The sequence below is a fragment of the Streptomyces sp. NPDC005438 genome (genome assembly GCF_040606315.1).
GTDB lineage: Bacteria > Actinomycetota > Actinomycetes > Streptomycetales > Streptomycetaceae > Streptomyces.
The window spans coordinates 93,921-108,823 of sequence record NZ_JBEXEP010000010.1; the positions used below are offsets into that span (position 1 = coordinate 93,921).

The 14,903-nt window shown below is 73.6% G+C and carries 10 protein-coding genes; 6 read left to right on the top strand and 4 right to left on the bottom strand.

Translation table 11 applies throughout. The features are described 5' to 3' along the window. Nucleotides 1-25 precede the first annotated feature (25 nt). A complete protein-coding gene (locus tag ABZT14_RS20780; protein ID WP_356304894.1) occupies nucleotides 26-1,642 on the bottom strand; it encodes a PucR family transcriptional regulator ligand-binding domain-containing protein in 1,617 nt (538 codons plus the stop codon). Nucleotides 1,643-1,912: 270 nt separating this feature from the next. On the opposite strand from ABZT14_RS20780, the gene ABZT14_RS20785 reads away from it, so the two are divergent. The 4 genes from ABZT14_RS20785 to ABZT14_RS20800 are packed head-to-tail and all read left to right on the top strand — an operon-like array spanning nucleotide 1,913 to nucleotide 6,912. Next, on the top strand, nucleotides 1,913-2,794 hold the full coding sequence (locus tag ABZT14_RS20785) for a xanthine dehydrogenase family protein subunit M (RefSeq protein WP_356304895.1): 882 nt from the start codon (nucleotides 1,913-1,915) through the stop codon (nucleotides 2,792-2,794). Then, nucleotides 2,785-3,345 (top strand): (2Fe-2S)-binding protein, encoded by a 561-nt coding sequence (locus ABZT14_RS20790; protein WP_356304897.1) that lies wholly within the window; start codon nucleotides 2,785-2,787, stop codon nucleotides 3,343-3,345. The genes ABZT14_RS20785 and ABZT14_RS20790 overlap by 10 nt, the downstream gene beginning before the upstream one ends. Beyond that, on the top strand, nucleotides 3,342-5,714 hold the full coding sequence (gene pucD / locus ABZT14_RS20795) for a xanthine dehydrogenase subunit D (RefSeq protein ID WP_356304899.1): 2,373 nt from the start codon (nucleotides 3,342-3,344) through the stop codon (nucleotides 5,712-5,714). The genes ABZT14_RS20790 and pucD overlap by 4 nt, the downstream gene beginning before the upstream one ends. Before the next feature lie 37 nt (nucleotides 5,715-5,751). Then, the gene (locus tag ABZT14_RS20800) at nucleotides 5,752-6,912 is read left to right on the top strand and encodes an XdhC/CoxI family protein (RefSeq protein WP_356304901.1); all 1,161 of its coding nucleotides are present in this window, start codon (nucleotides 5,752-5,754) and stop codon (nucleotides 6,910-6,912) included. Between the two features lie 17 nt (nucleotides 6,913-6,929). Here the strand turns inward: ABZT14_RS20800 and ABZT14_RS20805 are convergent, their stop codons facing one another. Continuing rightward, the gene (locus ABZT14_RS20805) at nucleotides 6,930-7,925 is read right to left on the bottom strand and encodes an endonuclease/exonuclease/phosphatase family protein (protein WP_356304903.1); all 996 of its coding nucleotides are present in this window, start codon (nucleotides 7,923-7,925) and stop codon (nucleotides 6,930-6,932) included. A 339-nt stretch (nucleotides 7,926-8,264) separates the two neighbouring features. Between ABZT14_RS20805 and ABZT14_RS20810 the strand changes: the two genes are divergently transcribed. Together ABZT14_RS20810 and ABZT14_RS20815 are read left to right on the top strand one after the other, a co-directional pair. Beyond that, entirely contained in the window at nucleotides 8,265-9,959 is a 1,695-nt protein-coding gene (locus ABZT14_RS20810) for an AMP-binding protein (RefSeq protein WP_356304905.1), read from the top strand. Between the two features lie 656 nt (nucleotides 9,960-10,615). Beyond that, nucleotides 10,616-10,990 (top strand): hypothetical protein, encoded by a 375-nt coding sequence (locus tag ABZT14_RS20815; protein WP_356304907.1) that lies wholly within the window; start codon nucleotides 10,616-10,618, stop codon nucleotides 10,988-10,990. 320 nt (nucleotides 10,991-11,310) lie between these two features. Here the strand turns inward: ABZT14_RS20815 and ABZT14_RS20820 are convergent, their stop codons facing one another. Further along, nucleotides 11,311-12,894: an adenosine deaminase gene (locus ABZT14_RS20820; RefSeq protein ID WP_356305172.1), complete on the bottom strand. Its 1,584-nt coding sequence runs from the start codon at nucleotides 12,892-12,894 to the stop codon at nucleotides 11,311-11,313. A gap of 680 nt (nucleotides 12,895-13,574) precedes the next feature. Continuing rightward, nucleotides 13,575-14,492: a hypothetical protein gene (locus tag ABZT14_RS20825; RefSeq protein ID WP_356304909.1), complete on the bottom strand. Its 918-nt coding sequence runs from the start codon at nucleotides 14,490-14,492 to the stop codon at nucleotides 13,575-13,577. Between the last annotated feature and the right edge of the window lie 411 nt (nucleotides 14,493-14,903).

Genomic DNA, 14,903 nt, shown 5'->3' on the forward strand with positions numbered 1-14,903 from the left:
AGGGCGCAAGCGGGTTGGGCCCCGTTCAGCGCAGCCGGAGCGCCAGGAAGAAGTCCACCCGGTCCTCCAACCGGGACAGGTCCCGACCGGTCAGCCGCTCCACCCGGGAGATCCGGTAGCGCAGGGTGTTGACGTGCAGGTGCAGCCGTCGGGCACAGCGCGACCAGGAGCCGTCACAGTCCAGGAAGGTCTCCAGGGTCTCGACCAGACCGGACCGGTGCTGCCGGTCGTACTCCGCCAGCGGCTCCAACAGCCGGGAGCTGAACACCTGCCGCACCTCCTCGGGGACGAAGGGCAGCAGCAGTACGTGGGAGGCCAGCTCACGGTGGCTGGCCACCGCGACGGTGCCCCCGCCCGCCGCCGCCACACCCCGGGCGTGCCGCGCCTCGGCCCAGGCCCCGCGCAGCGCCTCCCCGGAGGTCACCACCCCGCTGACCCCCACCGACAGCCGGGCCCCGGACAGGCCCCGTTCCAGTGGGGCCGCCAGCGCGGTACGCAGCGCGGTCGAGCCCACGGCCGCCGATCCGGCCGACTCCGGCGGGGCCACCAGGGCCACCGCCTCCTCGCCGTCCACCGTGACCGCCGAGGGCGTGCCGGTCAGGGTCAGCGCCTCCTCCAACAGCGCCCCGGCGGCCAGGGGTTCGGGCCCCCGCTCCGGTGCGCCGAGCCCGGCCAGCCGGGCCACCACCACCCGCCAGCCGGTCACCGCCCGGGGCGCGGGGCGCAACACCGGGGACGCCAGCCGCAGCCGGGCCTCCACCTCCGAGCCGGGGGCCGCCGAGCGCAGCAGCCGTACCACCTCGCTGGCCATCTCCCGGCCCACCGCCCGGTGCGCCCCGCCGCGCTCGCGCTCCGCCTCCACCAGGGCGGTCACGTCCGACAGCAGGGTCCGGTGGGTGAGCGACCAGTCCGCGACGTCCCCGCGTACCGCCAGGGACCAGCCGCCGCGCTCCAGCCGTTGCCCGGGGGTGAGCCCCTCCCGGTCGGGCACCGGCAACAGGGTGTGGGGGAGGCCGTCCACCCGAACCACCCGGGGCTGACCGGTGACGCGGGAGGGTTCCCGTAGCGACGCCAGATGTTCGCCGGCCAGCGACACGCCCCGGGGTTCGGGCAGTTCGCCCCCGGCCAGCACCCGTCCCAGGGGAGAGAGCACCCAGGCCCGCAGGTCCAGTTCGGTGGCCAGCAGGTCCAGCAGCGGTTCCAGGCCGCCCTCTCCGACGCCCAGCAGACGACGGTGGCGGGCCACCACGGCGGCCAGGTCGCCGGCCCGCTCGCCGGTGGTGTGCCGGGAGACGTGCTCGGTGATGGTGGCGAAGGCGACCTCCTCGGAGACCGCCAGCAGCGGCAGGCCGTGGCGGGCGCAGGCCGCCACCAGGTCCTCCGGTACCCGGCCCCACTCGGCCTCGCCGGCGGCCAGCCCGGCCACCCCGGCCCGGGCCAGCAGGGCCACGAAGCGTTCGCTGTCGTCCGGGGCGCGGAGCCAGGCCAGCCCGGTCAGTACCAGTTCGCCACCGTCCAGGTAGCGGCTGGGGTCCCGCAGGTCGGTGGTCATCACCCCGGTGACGGCGCGGTCCAGGCCCTCCTCGCCGCCGAGCAGCCGCAGCCCCAGGGCCTCGGTCTCCAACAGGGTCCTCAGCCGCATGAATCCCCTCGCCTCCGGTGGGCCGCGCGGGCCGTGCCGGGCGTCTGACAGGGGGTGAGCGCCCCCTTCGTTCGAATCTACTAAAGCGCGCCGGGCCCGGGGGGCCCGCTTCATGTTTTCGGCGACTGCCCCTGGTCGCCCCGGGCGCGGTCTACTGGAGGTTCGGCCATCCGGCCCGCCCCTCACCGGCGGGTGATCGTGTACGACGGCGCCGGGTCCCCGGGCCGGGCGTAACGTGACACGTGCGGTTCGTGACTAGGGGAGTTACCCATGGAGTTTCTGCGCCCCGGCAGCTGGCCCGAGGCGCTCGCCGCCAAGGCCGAGTACCCCGAGGCCCTGCCCCTCGCGGGCGGTACCGACGTGATGGTGGAACTGAACTTCGACCAGCGCCGCCCCCCACAGCTGCTCGACCTCGGCCGGGTGGCCGAGCTGGCGGAGTGGGAGGAGGACGGGGACGCCGTACGGCTGGGCGCCACGGTCCCCTACACCCGGGTGATCGGGGAGTTGGCCGACCCGCTGCCCGCCCTGGCCCTGGCCTCCCGCACGGTCGGCTCACCCCAGATCCGCAACCGGGGCACCGTCGGGGGCAACCTGGGCGCCGCCTCACCCGCCGGCGACTGCCATCCGGCGCTGCTGGCGGCGGGCTCCGAGGTGGAGGTGGAGTCGGTGCGCGGCAGTCGGCTGATCCCGGTGGAGGAGTTCTTCACCGGCGTCAAACGGCACGCGCTGGCCGAGGACGAGCTGATCAGGGCGGTACGGGTACGCCGGGCGACCGGCCCCCAGCAGTTCTCCAAGGTCGGCACCCGCAACGCCATGGTGATCGCCGTCTGCGCCTTCGCCGTCGCCCTGCGGCCCGACGAACGCTCGGTGCGCGCCGGTATCGGCTCGGCCGCCCCCACCCCGGTCCGGGCCCGAGAGGCGGAGGAGTTCCTCGCCGGCGCCCTGGAGGAACAGGACGCCTGGCACCGCCTGGACCCGTTGCCCGACAGCCTGGTGCGACGCTTCGGCGAGCTGGCCGCGCGGGACTGCCGGCCCATCGACGACGTACGGGGCAGTGCCGACTACCGCCGGCACGCGGTGTCGGTGATGGCCCGCCGCACCCTCGGCTGGACCTGGGACGCCTACCGACAGGGAGAGCGACAGTGCGTGTGAACCTCACCGTCAACGGACGCCCACGCCAGGCGGACGACGTCTGGGAGGGCGAGTCCCTGCTGTACGTACTACGGGAACGGCTGGGCCTGCCCGGCTCCAAGAACGCCTGCGAACAGGGCGAGTGCGGCTCGTGCACGGTGCGCCTGGACGGCGAGTCGGTGTGCGCCTGCCTGGTCGCCGCCGGCCAGGCCGAGGGCCGCGAGGTGGTCACCGTCGAGGGGCTGGCCGAGCGGCACGCCTCGGCCGGACAGGGGGAGGCCCCGGTCACCCCGGCCGGCGAGGAGAGCCGCTGGGAGGCCAGCCCACAGGGGGACGGGCCCCCGCTCGCCCCGGTGCAGCGGGCGTTCCTGGACGCCGGCGCCGTACAGTGCGGGTTCTGCACCCCGGGCCTGCTGGTGGCCGCCGACGAACTGATCGAGCGGCGCCCCGACCCCTCCGACGCCGACATCCGCGAGGCGCTGTCGGGCAACCTGTGCCGCTGCACCGGTTACGAGAAGATCCTGGACGCGGTGCGGCTGGCCGCCTCCCGCAGCAGGGGGGAGGACGCGTGAGCGCCCCGACCCGGGTCCCCGACAGCCTCACCCAGCGCACCCGGGACGGGGTGGGCACCTCCTCACCCCGGCCGGACGGCACCCTGAAGGTGACCGGCGACTTCGCCTACTCCTCCGACCTGTGGCACGAGGACATGCTGTGGGGGCACACCCTGCGCAGCCCGCACGCCCACGCGGCGATCCTCGGGGTGGACGTGACCGAGGCGTTGCGGCACCCGGGGGTGTACGCGGTGCTCACCCACCAGGACCTGCCGGCGGCCACCCACTACGGCCTGGAGATCGAGGACCAGCCGGTGCTGGCCTCGGACCGGGTGCGGTTCCAGGGCGAGCCGGTGGCCCTGGTGGCCGCCGACCACCCGGAGACCGCCCGCCGGGCGGCGGAGAAGATCCGGGTGGACTACCGGCCGCTGCCCCTGGTGCACGACGAGCCCAGCGCGGTCGCCCCGGACGCGCCGCTGCTGCACCCGGGCCGCGACGACCACCACGCCGGCCACGCCCCGCACCCCAACGTGGTGCACCGCCAGCCCATCGTGCGGGGCGACCTGGACGCCGCCCGGGCCCGTACCGAGGTGGTGGTCAGCGGGGAGTACGAGGTCGGGATGCAGGACCAGGCCTTCCTGGGCCCGGAGTCGGGCCTCGCGGTGCCGGCCGAGGACGGCGGCGTCGACCTGTACATCGCCACCCAGTGGCTCCACGTCGACCAACGCCAACTCGCCCCGGTCCTCGGGCTGCCCGAAGAGAAGGTGCGACTGACCCTCTCCGGGGTGGGCGGTGCCTTCGGCGCCCGCGAGGACCTGTCGATGCAGGCGCACGCCTGCCTGCTGGCCCTGCACACCGGACGCCCGGTGAAGATCGTCTACAACCGCTACGAGTCCTTCTTCGGCCACGTCCACCGCCACCCCGCCAAGCTCAGCTACGAGCACGGCGCCACCGCCGACGGCACCCTGACCTACGTCCGCGCCCGGATCGTGCTGGACGGCGGCGCCTACGCCTCCTCCTCGCCGGCCGTGGTCGGCAACGCCGCCTCGCTGAGCGTGGGCCCGTACGTGGTGGACTGCGTGGACGTCGAGGCGATCGCCCTCTACACCAACAACCCGCCCTGCGGGGCCATGCGCGGCTTCGGCGCGGTACAGGCCTGTTTCGCCTACGAGTCGCAGATGGACCGGCTCGCCGAACGGCTCGGCATGGACCCGGTGGAACTGCGCCGCCGCAACGCCATGAGCCAGGGCACCATCATGCCCACCGGTCAACTTGTCGACTCCTCCGCGCCGGTCGAGGAGATCCTCCGCCGGGTCAGCGAACGCCCCCTGCCCCCCGAGCGCCAGTGGGCCACCCCCGACGACGGGGTGGACGTACGGGAACTGCCGGGCGGACTGTCCAACACCAGCCACGGCGAGGGAGTGGTACGCGGCGTGGGGTACGCGGTCGGCATCAAGAACGTCGGGTTCTCCGAGGGCTTCGACGACTACTCCACCGCCCGGGTACGCCTGGAGCTGATGGGCGGGGAACCGGTCGTGATGGTCCACACCGCCATGGCCGAGGTCGGTCAGGGCGGGGTGACCGTGCACGCCCAGATCGCCCGTACCGAACTCGGGGTCAGCCAGGTCAGCATCCACCCGGCCAACACCGAGGTGGGATCGGCCGGTTCCACCTCCGCCTCCCGCCAGACCTACATGACCGGCGGCGCGGTACGGGTGGCCTGCCTGGCCGTACGGGACCAGCTGCTGGAGAGGGCCCGGACGACGCTGGACGTGGAGGCCGCCGAGTGGGAACGGCTGGCGCCCCGACCGGAGGACGGCAAGCTGGTGGCCGTCGACGGGCGGGTGCTGGCCGACCTGGCGGACGTGCTGGGACCCGAGCCCCTGGAGGCCGACCGGGAGTTCCGGCACCGCCCCACCGAGCCCTTCGACCTGGTCACCGGACAGGGCTTCGGACATGTGCAGTACAGCTTCTGCGCCCACCGGGCGGTCGTGGAGGTCGACACCGAACTGGGCCTGGTGAAGGTCATCGAGCTGGCCGCCGCCCAGGACGTCGGCAAGGCCGTCAACCCCCAGGCCGTGGAGGGCCAGATCCACGGCGGCTCGGCCCAGGGGCTGGGCCTGGCGGTGATGGAGGAGATCCAGGTCGTGGACGGCCTGGTCCGCAACCCCTCCTTCACCGACTACCTCATCCCCACCATCCTGGACACCCCGACCATGCCGCTGGACGTCCTCGAACTGCCCGACCCCCACGCCCCGTACGGCTTGCGGGGCGCGGGCGAGGCGCCCACCCTGTCGTCCACCCCGGCGGTGGTCGCCGCCATCCGGCAGGCCACCGGCCGTGACCTGCGGCGGGTGCCGGTGCGTCCCGAACACCTCACCGGCACCTGAGCGGTGGCCGTGGGGAGCCCAGCGAAGGAGGCCCACCATGCTGGATCTGGCGCGGGAGTTGAGCCGCTGGTGCGCCGAGGAGCGGGAGTTCGCGGTGGCCACCGTGACCGGGGTGAGCGGGAGCGCGCCCCGGGGCCCGGGCGCCTCCATGGCGGTGGACGCCGACGGCGAGGTGCTCGGCAGCGTCTCCGGGGGCTGTGTGGAGGCGGCCGTCCACGCGCTGTGCCAGGAGGCGACGGCCGACGGACGTCCCCGTCGGGAGAGCTTCGGCTACAGCGAGGACGACGCCCTGGCGGTCGGCCTCAGCTGCGGCGGCACCCTGGAGGTGCTGGTCCAACCGGTACCCCGGGACAGCTCGCTGCGGGACCTGCTGGCCCGCGCGGCGGAGCCCGGGCCCGGCTGGGCGCTGGTGCGCCCCCTGGACGGTGGCCCGGGCGCCCTGCTGGTGGGCGAGGACGGCCACCACCGGGGTGACCTGGGACAGGGGCCGGAGGAGGAGCGGCTCGCGGTGGCCGAGGCACGGGCCCGGCTGGCCATGGGCCGCACCGAGGTGTTCCGGCCGCTGGTCGGCGAGGCGCCGACCCGGGACGACGGCACGGAGGACGACCGGGCCCGGGGGGAGCGGTGCGCGCCCGGGCGGGCGCTGCTGGTGGAGTGCCGGCAGGCACCGCCCCGGATGCTGGTGTTCGGCGCCATCGACTTCGCCGCCGCCCTGACCAGGGCCGGCGCCTTCCTCGGCTACCGGGTCACCGTCTGTGACGCCCGGCCGGTGTTCGCCACCCCGGAGCGGTTCCCGGAGGCCGAGGAGGTCGTGGTGGAGTGGCCGCACCGCTACCTGGAGCGCACCCCGGTGGACGGGCGCACCGTGATCTGCGTGCTCACCCACGACGCCAAGTTCGACCTGCCGTTGCTGGAACGGGCCCTGCGCCTGCCGGTCGGCTACGTGGGCGCCATGGGGTCCCGCCGTACCCACCAGGAGCGGGCGCGGCGGCTGCGGGCGGCCGGGGTGACCGAGGCCGAACTCGCCCGACTGCGTTCCCCGATCGGACTGGACCTGGGGGCCCGTACCCCGGAGGAGACCGCGCTGTCCATCGCCGCGCAGATCGTGGCGGACCGCTACGGGGGCAGCGGGCTGCCGCTGACCGGGGGCGGACTGCCCATCCACCACGCCTCCCGCCGGCTGGACCCGGTGGCCTGAGCCCCGGGGCGCCGCGCTCAGTACAGCTTGAGGTCCACCAGCAGGGCCCGGTGGTCGCTGCCCGCCAGGTCCACGAACCGGGCCTCGGCGGGCTCCAGTTGGCGGCTGACCAGCACATGGTCGATCTGGGCGCCGAGCGGGGGAGCGGTGTGGGTGGGCCAGGTCGGGGTCCGCGACTGCCCCCGCAGCCGCGCCGAGTCCCGCAGCCCGGTGTCCAGCAGCCGGCGGAAGACGGCATGGTCCTGGGAGGAGTTGAAGTCCCCGGCGAACACGGTGGGGGTGCCGGCCGAACGGCTCGCGGCCACCTTGCGCAGGGTGGTCAACTCCCGTTCCCAGCGCGGTACGTCGTCGTGCATCGGCGGCATCGGGTGCACCACCTGCACCCGTACGGTCAGCGCCCCGATCTCCAGGGTGGCCCCCGGTTGGGCCATGGTGGCCGGCACCTGTCCCCGGTCGCTCAGGGGGAAGGCGCTCAGCAGGGCCGAGCCGGCGGCCGTGGTGCGCCCGTCGGTGTCGACGAGTCGATACGGGTACACCTCCCGCACCCGGGAGTCGGCCAGCATCCGCACACAGCGCCGCTCACACTCCTGTACCGCCACCACCTGGGGCTTCTCCCGCAGCAGGAAACGGCGCAACTCCTCGGTGGCACCCCCGCGTCCGAGGTTGGCGGTCAGCACCCGGAACCGGGCCCGCTCCTCACCGTCCCGGGCCCGCGCGTCGTCCCCGTAGGGCTGGACGTACCAGCCGGTGAACGCCAGGACCACCACCGCCCACAACGCCAGCAGGGTGCGTCGGGACAGCACCGCGAACAGCAGCGCCACCCAGCCGGGCACCAGCAGCCACGGCAGGAAGGCCAGCAGCTGGGGCACCGGGGTGGGCCCGTCGAGGTCCGCCGCCCGCACCCCCAGCAGCGCGCTCAGCCCCAGCAGGGTCAGCGCGCACAGGACCGGCCAGCCCCCGCCCCGCCGCCGGGCGGCCCCCCGCGTCGGCCCCGCCGCCTGGTCCGTCACCACCTGCTGTCCTCCCCCGTGCTCCACACGCCCGCCGCCTTGCCGTACGCCAGACCGTAGCGGTTCGGTGCGCGGCGGTGACCGGGCGGGAGCCTCGAACGCCCCGCCGAGGGTGTCGGGACCGGGGTGGGCCGGTGCCCCAAGTGGCCCGCGAGGCAAGGGACTCGGCGCCCCGGCGGGCGGCGGGACCCACCCCGGGCGGGCCGTGGCGCGGACCGTCACCCCCCGCCGGTGAACGGACCTCACCGGGTGACGGCAGGGCGAAACCCCGTCCCCGGGGTGGCGGATCACACCACACCGGACGGACGATGCTCGCAGAGCACACTGATCAACGGAGGAGCCATGTCGACACCCTCGGCCAGTACCGAAGCCTTCCGCGCGGCCCGGGACACCCTGCTGCGACACCGGGAGGACTACGACACCGCCCGCGCCAGCTTCGAGTGGCCCCGCCCCTCCCACTTCAACTGGGCGTTGGACTGGTTCGACCACATCGCCGAGGGCAACGACCGGGTCGCGCTGCGCATCGTCGAGGAGGACGGCACCACCCGGGAGCTGAGCTTCGACGAACTCCGGCACCGCTCCGACCAGTTGGCCGGCTGGCTCCGCGCCAGGGGAGTGGCCGGCGGCGACCGGGTCATCGTGATGCTGGGCAACCAGATCGAACTGTGGGAGACCCTCCTCGCCCTGATGAAGCTGCGCGCCGTGGTCATCCCGGCCACCCCCCTGCTCGGCCCGGCCGACCTCAGGGACCGGCTGGAGCGCGGAGCCGCCCGCCATGTGATGGTGCGCGCCGAGGACACCGCCAAGTTCGCCGACCTCCCCGGCGACTACGGCCGCATCCGGGTGGGGGAGTCCAGCCCGCCCCCCGAGGGCTGGCTCGCCTACGAGGAGGCCTACGCCATGGAGGCCGGCTTCCAGCCCGACGGGCCGACCCGTGCCGAGGACCCCCTGCTGCTGTACTTCACCTCCGGCACCACCGCGCAGCCCAAGCTGGTGGAGCACACCCACCTGTCGTACCCGGTCGGCCACCTGAGCACCATGTACTGGATCGGACTGCGCCCGGGAGACGTCCACCTCAACATCTCCTCCCCGGGCTGGGCCAAGCACGCCTGGTCCAACTTCTTCGCCCCCTGGAACGCCGAGGCCACGGTGTTCGTCTTCAACTACGCCCGCTTCGACGCCGGCCGACTGATGGCCGAGATGGACCGGGCCGGGGTGGACACCTTCTGCGCCCCGCCCACCGTGTGGCGGATGCTGATCCAGGCGGACCTGAAGGAGCTGCGCCAGCCCCCGCGCGAACTGCTGGCCGCCGGCGAGCCCCTCAACCCCGAGGTGATCGAGCACGTACGGCGCGAGTGGGGCGTCACCATCCGGGACGGCTTCGGCCAGACCGAGACCAGTGTGCAGATCGCCAACTTCCCCGGCCGGGAACCCCGGGTCGGCGCCATGGGCCAACCCGCCCCCGGCTTCGAGGTGGTGCTGCTGGACCCGGTCACCGGCCAGCCCGGTGTCCGCGAGGGCGAGGTCAGCCTCGCCCTGGACCCCCGCCCGGTCGGGCTGATGACCGGCTACCACGGCGACCCGGAGCGCACCGCCGAGGCCATGGCCGGCGGCTACTACCGCACCGGTGACATCGGCTCCCTGGACGACGACGGCTACTTCACCTACGTCGGCCGCTCGGACGACGTCTTCAAGGCGTCGGACTACAAGATCTCGCCCTTCGAGCTGGAGAGCGCCCTGCTGGAGCACGAGGCGGTGGCCGAGGCCGCCGTGGTGCCCTCCCCGGACCCGGTACGCCTGGCCGTGCCCAAGGCCTACGTGGTGCTCGCCGAGGGCTGGGAGCCGAACGAGGAGACCGCGCGGACCCTGTTCGCCCACTCCCGGGAGACCCTCGCCCCGTACAAGCGGGTACGGGTGCTGGAGTTCGCCGACCTGCCCAAGACGATCTCGGGGAAGATCCGACGGGTCGAGCTGCGCGCCCACGCGGCTCGTTCCGCCGAGTCGACCGGCCCGGTCAGCACCGAGTACCGCGAGTAGCCCGGCTGGGCGTCACCGGGTCCCGACGGCGCGCCAACTCGCCCCGGGCGTGGGCGGGTTGGCGGGTCCGCCGCCGTACGCCCATGCCGCCGGTAGTGGCGCACCGGCGGCATGGGTTCCCTGGACGACGACGGCTACCTCACCTGTGTCGGACGCTCGGACGACCCCAAGGGAGCTCCTTCGTGGCACGGGGCGGCGACCGGGATCGCCCTGGCGGGACGTCGAGTACCGCGACGTCCCGGGTCACGCCCGGGAGGCGGAGGCCGACCAGGCACCCGGAGGCGTACGGGCGACCGGCGCCGTTCGTCACGGCACGGGACGACGCACTCGGCGAACCCCCTCGTGGCGGCCCGTCGCGTTCGTCCCGTTCCGCTCGTCACGGACACCCACGCCGACCCGCGCCCCGTCGTCGCCGACAGGGATCACCTCGACCAGGGGCACCTCGGGCTCTCCACTGGTCAGGTCCGCCGTGGCCACCCGGAGCAGGAGTGAGGGAGCGTCCTGCCCGCCAACACAATGGCGTGGACGGCCGATTGGGGCCGGTGGCACCATCGGCGCCATGACCCACCACCACGGGAGCGATGCCGCGTAGACGGCCCCACGCGCCGCGTGCGCCACGAGGCGGGACGCGTTTCCCGCGCCCGCACATCGACGGGGTGTCCGCTCGGACCCGCGCGGCCATCGCACGGATCGAGCGGGAGGCGAAGGCGGTCGACTCCCTCGACCCCGGCACCACCCACGCCGCACTCCAGACGTATCGGCGGTTCCTCGCCGGTCCCGGGCGGTACCGCTACACTCCGCTGTCCGACTGTTCGTGCCCCGACTGTGAGCTGGAGGACGTGGCGGTGGCCAGGGACCGTATCCAACAGGTACTGGAACGACTGCCCCGCAGGCCACGGCGTGAACTGGCCGCCCTCGTGGCCCCGTTGGACCGGCAACTGGAACGCCGAACACTGCCCGACCCCTTCGCCCACCTCCACCCCTATCGGTCCCGCCGACCGTGGTGGGGCCGGCGCCTGACCGGTCCCTGAGGACCCTCCAGGTGCGGTGGCTCGCGCGGTTGGCCACGGGCTGACGGGCGGAGGGCTTCCGAGTGCGTCGAGGGGCGTGGGGCCGATGCGTCGAACCGGGTGTGGTGGGGCGTTCGACCGCGCCGTTGCCCGGGGTCAGTGGGCACGGGCGAGTGTGCGGGCCGTGCCTCGGTACTCGATCCCGGCTGCGGTCAGGTGCTGGTGCCCCGTGCCCTGGTGGAGGCCCCGCCCCGTGGTGCCCCCGGTGTCTGTCGTGTCGGGACTGAGGGGCCCCGACCCCGGCTCCTTGGCCGGGGTCGGGGCGCGTGGTGGGGTCGGGGTCAGTGCTTGCTGGAGTGTGCGCGTTCGAAGGTGGTGAAGGCGGACTCCAGACGCCACTGGGCGGCAGCCTTCGGACTGTCGGCCAGGAGACGACCACAGGCACCGCCGGGCCTGCCGTTGCCGGGGCGTTCCTTCCCACAGGCCGAGGTGGGCCGGTAGCCGTCGCGCGTCGGGTTGCCGCGCCACAGGCTGCGGCCGGGCAGGAAGGCGTACTCCAGCGAGGCCCGCGCCAGGTCCTTCAGCTCGGGGTAGCGCAGCTGGTAGGTGGTGGACGCGTACTGGTACTCGTGGCTGATGTCGATGCGGGAGACGCCCGGGTCGTCGGTGGCCAGCACGACGGGTACGCCGTGGGCGCGGTAGGTCTGGAACGGGTGGTCGTCGCCCTTGACACCGAGGATCTGCGCGTTGCTGGTGAGCGGCACCTCGACGGCCGTCTCCCGGCGGGCCATGGTGCGGGCCAGTCGCTGCCAGTCGTCCTCGTGGACGAGGTCGACGCCGTGGCCGATGCGCTCGGCCTTCGCGACGTTGACCGCCTCGCCGATGTGGAAGGACAGGTCCTCCGGCTTGACCAGCCCGGGCCACAACTCCCCGGCGTGCAGGGTGATGTGGGCCTTCGGGTACTGCTCGCCCAGGTGGTTCAGCATCCGCATCTGGAGCCGGTAGTCGCGCAGTGCGCTCTCCCCGTCCTCGGGCTGGACGAGGTTGACCGCGACGAACCGGGAGTCGCGTTCGGCCAGCCGCAGGCCCAGGGCGATCTGGGTGAAGACGCGCTCCGGTGAACTGCCGCGCGAGACCTGCGAGATCCAGCGGACGGGCAGTTGGCAGGCCCGGCCGGGGTGCGCGGTGTCGCAGCGTGCCTCGGCACGGAACTCGGCGTTGGTGCTGTCGGCCTCCTTCCGCGCCTGCGTCACCAGCCGGTCCAGCTTGCCCCCGGCGAGGAGCTTGCGGTGCATCCGTGCCGGGTTCGGGTCCCAGCCGACCTCCGCGGCGAGCTTCTTCGCCCCGTCGGAGGCGGGGGTGGCCATCGTCTCCAGGTAGGACTGGTTCTGCTGGGCCGCGTGCTCGGCCACCTCCGCGAGGAGCTTGCCCGGGTGGCGCCAGGTCACCTCGCCGAACTTGCCGAAGGTGGCGAAGAAGTGGTCGTGCCCGGACTCGCCCTGCGGGAAGTCCTCCATGGACCAGGCCCGCACCAGCTCCTTGTGGAACGCCTTGTCGGTACGCGCGTCGGCGGCCGGGCGGGTGCCGTCCCCGCACGGCGGCGGCACCGCGGTCATCGTCTTCGTCTCGATGCACAGCCCGTCCTGCGCGGCGAGTTTGATGAGGTACTCGGTGGTGACGGCACCGGAAAGGTGGTTGTGCAGGTCGCCGCCCTTGGGCAGCTTCTGGAAGAAGTCCCGCAGCCGGTCGGAGTCGTCGCGTACGGACTCCAGATGGGCGGCGGTGCGCGCCTCGGCGGGCGTGGCGGGTGGCCGGGCGGTGGGACCGGCCTGGTCGGACCGGGGGCTGTCGGGCTGGGCGGCGGCCGGCAGCGCGGACAGCGCGGTCAGCAGACAGAGTGCGGCGGCGCCGGTCGGGTACAGCACCCGACGGCGGCCGATTCGGAATCGATGAGTCACCCCCACATGATCAACGGGCCGGGCACTGTGTGACGGAGGCCGCGAGGATGTCATTCGATCGTGGGATTGTTCCGGGTCGGAGCGGCGCGTGGGCCGGCCTCCGGTGGTAAGAGCCAGGTGAGCGGGTCGGGCACGACGGGCTACGGTCCACTCGCTCACCACCCTTACCCGGCCCGGCAGTTCGGCACCCGAGGACTACGGGTCGGTCCCGCGCCTCGGTCCCGGCGACGGTCCGGGCGCGGGCGGTGCCACCGGCGAAGGTGAGCACGGCGAACGGGAACGTCCGGGCTCGGGCACCCCTCCCACGGCAGCCGGTTGGCGGCAGTCGCCGTACGTCCTCGGTACCCGGCAAGGGGAACGACAGCTCCGGGGCGATCCGCACCCGGCTACGGCGGCGCGACATCGCCCCGACCTCCCCGGGCGCGCGGATCAGCCCTCTCACCGACTGCGACCCGTCCCTGTCGGTGGCCGCCCGCCGTCATACGACGAGCAACCCCGCAGGGGCCGGAAGGTCGTCGAACGACGCCTTCACCGGTCGTATCCCAGGTCGCGGCCTCGCCACGGGACACGGCGGGGCGGCAGGGCGTGCCAAGGGCGCCGTCCCTCTCGCCTCACTTCCCGTGGGTCTGGTCCTTGTCGGGCAGTCCCTAGCCCACCAGGCGACGTAGCCAGTGCAGGGGGGTGACGGTGATGGCCCGGGCGGGGTCACGGTCCCACTCGGTGTGGAGCCCGACCGCTTCGAGTGCGGCCACGACTTCGTGGCCTATGGCCACGGTGGTCTCGGACGAGCCGTCGAAACTGCCGTAGAGGAGCGTCAGTCGCTGGCCGACCGGGGCAGTGGGCGTGCACTGACGGTGGAAGTAGACGAAGCCCCGTGCGTCGGGCCTGGCCTCGCCGCCGATTTCGGCATGGCCACAGTTTCGGCAACAGGCGAAGTTCTCGCGGGCCGTGACACCGGCTTCCTCCAGAGCGGCGAACGCGCGGGTCAGCCGCTCGGGGTCGGTCTCGCCCTCCAACTCGGCCTGCTCCGCGACCCGCTCCAGCCACAGCCGGTCGGCCAGCGCCTGTGCCTGCTCGCGGGAGACGGGCCGACGGTCGCTGGTGACCAGGTACTCCTCGGCGATCTCTGCCAGTTCGGCACGGGAGACGTAGCCGCCCACCAACGCCCCACGGACCTCCTCCTCCAACTCCTCGCGCTCGTCATCGTCGAGGTCGAGGGGCGGCGCCTCACGGTTGGGGGGCAGGTTAAGCGACGACCACGCCAGACCAGCGTTCCATCCGGCCTCCTGGTGTGCCCAACCGGTGAGGACCGCGATCACGGTCTCCGGCCCGGCGACCATCGCCTGGAAGTGCCGGTCAGGGGCACCGTCGCGGTACTCCAACTGGTAGTCACCACCGGCCTCGTGCCACACCTGGACGAAGACATCGGGCAGGTCGGGTATCCGCTGGACCACCAGGAACCGGTCTCCGCCACCACCGATCCGCCGGACCAGCCCCGCCAACTCCCCGGCGGACACACGGACGTGCCGCTCCCAGTTCTCCGTCTTCACCACGATTTCGAGCATGGGGGGACTCTGGCACACCCCTCTGACAACCCGCTCCCGGAGCCACGAGGCCAGCCCCTACGGCTACGGGGGCTTCCCGAGTCCTGAGGGTCTGGAGGTTCCCGTGGTCGGGGTTGGACGAGGGGATGCCGACACGTTCCCGGTGTCGCTCGCGGAGAGGTCCCACTCTGCGGAGGGCCGTGGCCCGCTGCCCGGCGTACGCGCGTCCGCCCAGTCTCAGACGGCCCCGGTACCGGGTACGTCCGTCGTGGTCCCGTCTCGACGGTTCACCGGCACCCAGTCGACGGCCACCGCCCCCGCCCGCTCGGCACACCTGTCCTGACCTGGGTCCTGGCGTTCCAGTGGGGCCTGTCTGTCGGCGGTGAGGGCGCTGGGCGGCGACCGAAGGCCAAGGACGGATACTCAGCGACG

What these genes read in the sequence shown, in the direction of transcription:
- ABZT14_RS20810 (WP_356304905.1), top strand. Translation starts at nt 8,265, where the DNA reads ATGTCGACACCCTCGGCCAGTACCGAAGCCTTCCGCGCGGCCCGGGAC.
- ABZT14_RS20800 (WP_356304901.1), top strand. Translation starts at nt 5,752, where the DNA reads ATGCTGGATCTGGCGCGGGAGTTGAGCCGCTGGTGCGCCGAGGAGCGG.
- ABZT14_RS20780 (WP_356304894.1), bottom strand. Translation starts at nt 1,642, where the DNA reads ATGCGGCTGAGGACCCTGTTGGAGACCGAGGCCCTGGGGCTGCGGCTG.
- ABZT14_RS20785 (WP_356304895.1), top strand. Translation starts at nt 1,913, where the DNA reads ATGGAGTTTCTGCGCCCCGGCAGCTGGCCCGAGGCGCTCGCCGCCAAG.
- ABZT14_RS20825 (WP_356304909.1), bottom strand. Translation starts at nt 14,492, where the DNA reads ATGCTCGAAATCGTGGTGAAGACGGAGAACTGGGAGCGGCACGTCCGT.